The sequence below is a fragment of the Microcystis sp. M53598_WE2 genome, assembly GCF_030067735.1.
In the GTDB taxonomy this organism is placed as follows: Bacteria; Cyanobacteriota; Cyanobacteriia; order Cyanobacteriales; family Microcystaceae; genus Microcystis; species Microcystis aeruginosa.
Genome location: NZ_JASJFE010000674.1, coordinates 1 through 4,489 on the forward strand (window position 1 = coordinate 1; position 4,489 = coordinate 4,489).

The window sequence follows — 4,489 nt, forward strand, 5'->3', positions numbered from 1 at the left end:
AAACCAAACCTCTTGAGTTCCCAATCTTTGATAAACTTCTAAAACTTTCAGGCTGCCACTGGTTAAGATTATTTCTATCGCCAAATCAGGAAACTCTTTTTCTGTGAATAAACAAAAACATTCATCTGGTTCTTTTCCCGCTTCTTTTTCCTGTTTTCGCAAAGTGGTGGAACCTAATCCCCAGAAATCAATTTCAGCATATTCTAAATAAACTTCTACCAATCTACCGATATTTTTTTTGCTAACTTCGTGACGACGACTAGGAGCCATAATTTCTACCATTCCATCTAAGTAAGTAATGCGATAACTGGAACTATCTTCTAAATGTTTTAAGAGAGTTTCGTACTGTTGCCAATTAACCCCAGAAATAAACATTCTTTGTTCAGGATCATTCGCTTTTAACTCGAAATCTTCTAATCCTTGTAACCGAATCGTAGTCATCATAAAATTAATTACCTCGTCTATTTTACTTAATTACTCAGGAAGACTTATTTTGATTTCTTCTGGTCTGAATTTTAGCGCGTAAAATCCTAACTTTATAGGGATCGGCATCTTTTCGCCACAGAATCTGATAGCCTTTGATTGTAGCACAATGCTCCTCTAAACATTTTTGCCAACCCTGTAAACGTTCGATCGCTTTTCTATCTTCTAACAATCCCCAATCCTTTTCTAATTGAGTTAAGCGAAGCAATTTATCATAGTTGGGATAATCAGCCGTTACTAAAAGCTCTTTTTCGTGTAAAATTGGCGGATTAGGACTATCCCGATAATCGCGAAAACTAAAATCAGCCGAACCTAAATATACATCCATGCTAGTAGCTAAAATCGGATGAATTTCTGTATCAAAATTGGGGTAATAGAGATAGGAAATTTTGGGTTGACGAAAGGATAAACGAATAACATTAGCATTTTCTAACCGTCCGATAGTTTGACTAGCACAACCTTCATATAAGCGTAATAACATCGGTAATTTTTCCAGAATGCTAATATGAATAGTTAGGGAATAACGGGAAAGTTTGCCTAAAGAACTATTTTCACAAGTACAAGCGATCGCTGGCAGATTTCCCGCACTTATTAACACTTCTTCTGCTAAAGCGCAAGCATTGCGATAACTGCCAAATAAAGCTTTAAAATCGGCACGGGTAGCGGGGGATAATTCCCGTACTTTCGGACAGTGGCTAAATTGACTTAAAGCTAAATAAAGTAAAAGATCGGCGCGTCTTTTATCGGCAATTATCTCCCATTCTTCCGCTTCTGTTACTTGTAAAATAACTTGAAAAGCTCGTCTAAAAGTGCCAAATTCTGCCTTAATTTCTTCCTCTTGTAATAATTCTCCCGCGACGGGTAAACGTCCCTGCTGGGTGTAAAATTCCATCAGGGGAGTCAATAAATCTTCGTAATCTTCAAAGCATTTGAGATGGGTTTTAATTTTAGGAGTGGTAGCGCGGGAACGCCATCTGGATAAACGAAAAGCTTCCGCTTTTTCTTCCTCTCGAAAAACTAGATAAACTCCCAAAGTTATCGGAATAGAATCAACCCCCAAAGTGCTATCAATATACTGTTTTAGTTCTTCCTGTTGATAGTATTTTTGAAAGGTATTACGACGGGTTATAATTCCATCTTCATAGGCCATTAAACCCCGTTCGCTATCATCAATTAGAATCTGTGCTGAAACAATTAAAACTTGACGGGTTAGTTGCCAAGCTTTTAATAAGGCTTCCTGCCGTTCTTCGGCGGATTCAATAACATTAATTACATAGCCTAAATTAACAATATCAGATTCAATTAAAGGACTATCGGGACGATAATAAGGATCCCAACCTTCACTTTGATAACCCTGTTCAGCTATGCGTTCTATATCACCTCCATAACCACAACCGTAATCAAAAAAAGTGGTTTCAGGAAGGAATAATCCCGCCGCTAATGCTAATCTTGCTGGACGAGAAAGGGTTTTGCGAACAAGAGCAGCCTTGTGGCGATCAATTATTATCGATTTTTCCTTTTGTCCCTCTAGATTACAAACTAAATAATCTCCGGCAAAATCAAGGTTATGCTTTCTTAAAAGCCGTTGCCATTCCTGTTTAGTACCGATGGGATAAGAACTGTTTAAAAGTCCTAAAGCACTCTCGATTTTTGTGAGATGCTCGAATTCTTGATAAAGGGGATAGTCCCTAGTAACAAAAGTTTCTTTTCGGTGTAAAATGGGCGGATTATCGGCATTTTGATAATTCCATTCACTTAAGATTAATGTCCCCAGATCTACCACTAAACTTTTAGTTAAAGCTGGGTGAGGTTCCCGATCAAAATCGGGATAAAAAAGATAGGATATTTTCGGTTTATCGGTGCTAAATTTAATTATTGTTGCCTCGGATAAATGCTGATTAATTCTTGCTTGTTGTTCGTAATTCTGGAGGATAGGATCCAGTTGATGTAATGCTTCTCGATGAACATAAAGCGCCCCCGGTAATAGTTTACCGATGGGACTAACTTGACACAGTTGCACGATTACGGCGAAATTCTCAGCCATGGCAATTAATCTGTCTAATCACAAATTCTAGAGACAGAAAAAACTAAATAAATCTAGTTAAATGAACCCGATAGCGCTCTTTTTTTGTCACAGTAACCTCACCCACTTCTAAACGACCTTTTCCCCGAAAAGAAATCAAATCACCGGTTTTAACGTTATAACTAGATTGACTGATATCTTTCCAGTTAACTCGCACATCCCCGGCGCTAATTGCCTCGGCCATTTTACTGCGAGAAATGCCAAAACCCGCCGATGCGATCGCATCTAAACGCAAGGAAGCTTCCACAGTATTAATTTCTTTTTTTTGCGGTGGTCTAACTTTTAATTCCGTCAAAGGAATCGGGCTAGTTTTCACGGGAACCGAACGCACTTGTAGTAAATTAGCAGATAAAAAATCTGCCAATTCAGGTACTACAATCGCCTGCGCTCCTCGCTCACCTAAAACGATTATATCGCCGACTTTTTCCCGGACGATACCCGTCCCCAACATCGCCCCTAAAAAATCCCGGTGGTTAGCGGTATCAAAAAGAAAATTACCGGCAATATCAAGGGCAGATAGGGGAATATCTGTTACTGTCAAAGGTAGATCAACTCTAGCAATACCGAGGCGCTGTCTTTCTGCTTGGGGATAACCGCCCCATTTTTGCATTGACACATCGGTTAAACGCTGAAAAACCCGTTCTACTTCCGCTAAAACCGCGGGAGAAAGAAAGTCTGTCACCGTCACTTCCCAAGTCTTGATCGCTTGTTCGGCTTTATCAATAACTTTCGCTATCTCCTCGCGATTTTCGACACCCTTTAGTAATTCTTCTCTCGGTAACATTGTTTTCTGGTAATTAATCAAAAATTCTTAGGAAAAAATCAAATGCTCCATAACTTATTCCTAATAACCGTTCACTGTTCTAGGGCGTATCCTTGCAGATTTTCGGGGTTAAATTGACGGAGGATAAGAGTCGCTTGATTTTTCAAGTTTTCGGAACCCTGCACGACAATAATATATTTTCCAGCGCCGAGACGATTGCGATAGGGAAGTGCATCGCCACTGCCGGACGATAAACCCACGCCACCACCGACGAAAATACTGCCCATCGCCCCCCCAATCGCCCCAGCAATGCCGCCAACAATATGATTGCCCGGTTCTCCGGCCCAATCAAAGGTATGCAATCCCGTAATCAGGTTAAAAAGGTAGCCACCGGCAAAACCGAAGGGAATTAGCCAAAAAGCCATGAGAGTAGCCCGTTTTTTGGCCTGTTGGAAGGGATCGATCAAACCGAACTCATCGGCACTTTTATAGCCGCGACCGAGAATGGTCACTTGAGATTGGGGAATTCCCGCTTTTTCGAGGGCAACGGCAGCTTCTTCTGCTTCTATGCGATCAGCTAACACGGCAATGAGATAATTCATATTCTCCAACTTTTAAGGCTATCTTCATCTCCTATTTTGACATACTCCCACCGTCAAGCTACGCTGTGACGGGGGATTCTTGACCTATCACTATCGGAAATTCCTTGTTCAACCAGACAGCTTAGATTCTCAATGTCTCCACTGAAAATCCAGAGACCGGACTCTCCCAAGGCGTTTGGGTCGGTTTCTGTTTGCCCAACAGTACCGTTGACACTTCGACTTTGCTCAGTGTCAATGCCGAGCGAAGTCGAGGCATTGAGATGATTTCCCAAATATTTCAACCCTTTTTTAAGAATGTTGATTGCTGCATTATGATCCCTATCTAAGATTGTTTTACAGTTAGGACATTGATGAGTTCTAGTGCTTAATCATTTTTGAAATCTCGTCCCACAAACTGAACAATCTTGGCTAGTAAAATTTGGAGATCATTGCGGGTTGTCCCCTTATTGTCCATCCAATGACGAACACAAGAGTTACGCACAAACTGAGAAGTTTTGATAGCTTCATCAAGCCGGTGATATTGCTCTGGGGTTCCGTTTTTTAGCTTTGCTTCTACGA

The 4,489-nt window shown here is 40.7% G+C and carries 4 protein-coding genes and 2 pseudogenes; all 6 read right to left on the reverse strand.

Annotation, left to right across the window (positions count from 1 at the left end; translation table 11 throughout):
* Positions 1 to 444, reverse strand: a 444-nt coding sequence (locus PX636_RS13750; protein ID WP_288117596.1) for a Uma2 family endonuclease, incomplete at its 3' end; no start/stop codon positions are given.
* Positions 445 to 478: 34 nt separating this feature from the next.
* Complete coding sequence (locus PX636_RS13755) at positions 479 to 2,527, reverse strand: DNA phosphorothioation-associated putative methyltransferase (RefSeq protein ID WP_012265575.1); 2,049 nt, start codon at positions 2,525 to 2,527, stop codon at positions 479 to 481.
* 43 nt (positions 2,528 to 2,570) lie between these two features.
* Positions 2,571 to 3,350 (reverse strand): photosystem II electron transport protein, Sll1252 family, encoded by a 780-nt coding sequence (locus PX636_RS13760; protein WP_002796685.1) that lies wholly within the window; start codon positions 3,348 to 3,350, stop codon positions 2,571 to 2,573.
* A 71-nt stretch (positions 3,351 to 3,421) separates the two neighbouring features.
* The gene (locus PX636_RS13765) at positions 3,422 to 3,931 is read right to left on the reverse strand and encodes a hypothetical protein (RefSeq protein WP_002796683.1); all 510 of its coding nucleotides are present in this window, start codon (positions 3,929 to 3,931) and stop codon (positions 3,422 to 3,424) included.
* Positions 3,932 to 3,984: 53 nt separating this feature from the next.
* Positions 3,985 to 4,353: pseudogene (locus tag PX636_RS13770) on the reverse strand (zinc ribbon domain-containing protein); the annotation flags it as partial.
* Positions 4,296 to 4,489, reverse strand: a pseudogene (locus PX636_RS13775) (hypothetical protein); the annotation flags it as partial. The pseudogenes PX636_RS13775 and PX636_RS13770, both read right to left, overlap by 58 nt.